The organism is Paenimyroides viscosum (genome assembly GCF_003858535.1).
GTDB lineage: Bacteria > Bacteroidota > Bacteroidia > Flavobacteriales > Flavobacteriaceae > Flavobacterium > Flavobacterium viscosum.
Map to the genome: position 1 here is coordinate 1 of NZ_RQTJ01000082.1, position 1262 is coordinate 1262.

General features: G+C 33.5%; 1 protein-coding gene. It reads right to left on the reverse strand.

Annotation, left to right across the window (positions count from 1 at the left end; genetic code table 11):
* Window positions 1-30: 30 nt before the first annotated feature.
* Window positions 31-1205 (reverse strand): IS3 family transposase gene (locus tag EG242_RS14770; protein WP_235831932.1). Its coding sequence is split into 2 segments (ribosomal slippage): window positions 31-938 and window positions 938-1205, totalling 1176 coding nucleotides; the frame shifts between segments, so codons are not numbered across the junction.
* Window positions 1206-1262 lie beyond the last annotated feature (57 nt).

The following is a 1262-nucleotide window of genomic DNA, read 5'->3' on the forward strand; positions in this document are numbered from 1 at the left end:
TGGATATGCAAATAAAAATTACAGTTTAAGTTAAGCGACATTTTTGTAAAATTGATTTTGATTATTAAACTCTTCTATTGTTTTGTAATTCAGTGCACGGTGCCTTCTTTTTTTATTGTACCATATTTCTATATATTCAAAAACATCTATTTTCATTTGTTCCTTTGTTACAAGCTTGTTACCGTATATTAACTCGGTTTTTAGTGATTTAAAGAAGCTTTCCGCTACAGCGTTATCCCAACAGTTCCCCTTTCGGGACATACTTCGGATTACACCATAAGATTCCAATACATTGGTAAATTTCTTTGTGGCATATTGCACTCCTTGATCGGAATGGAAAATTAATCCCTTTTTTACAGGTCTGTTTTTTATTGCCATTCGCCAGGCGGCAAGTGTTGTGTCAGCGGTACTCATGGTATTGCTTAAACTCCATCCAATCATCTTTCTATCGTACAAATCTATTAAAGATGTCAGATAAACAAAACCTTCTTTGGTTTGAATATAAGTGATGTCGGACACCCAAACTTGTGAAGGTTCGGTTGGAGCAAAGTTCCGATTAAGTACATTGTCAACAATTAAATAATTGTGTTTTGAATCTGTGGTAACTTTAAATTTCTTACTTAATTTACTTCTTAAACCAAGCTCTTTCATATACTTAGCAACAGTAACACGTGAAATTTTATAACCCATAGCATTTAACTCAGCAGTAATTCGCGGACTGCCATAACGTTGCTTTGAGGCAAAATAAATGGACGTTATTTGCTGTTTTATTTTGTCTTTCATAAGTGCTCTTTTTGAAGCCGGTCTGGCTTTCCATTTATAGTAACTACTTGAATGAACCTCTAAAACCTCACACATCTTTTCAATCGGAAACTCGTGTTCATGATTTTTAATAAATCTATATTTCATCGATCGCTCTTGGAAAAAATGCTGATTGCTTTTTTTAATATATCTCGTTCTAATTCAGCGTCTTTTAGTTGTTTTTCAAGTAAACGAATCTTCTCTTGCTCTGGTGTTAACTTTAAGGTTCCATTGCCAGGAAAACTCCCTTCACCGAACTTCTCGTGTTCTTTTCGCCATTTGTAAAGCAAAGTAACTTTAATACCAAGTTCTCTGGCTAATTCAGAAATATTAGCTCTTTCGTTGCTTAATGCAACTGCTTTCGATTTAAAAGCTGAATCATAAAGTTTTCTTCCTTTTTTCATACGTCAAAAATAAGATTTTATGCTTAACTTTAACTAGAAGCTAAGTTAGTATATCCA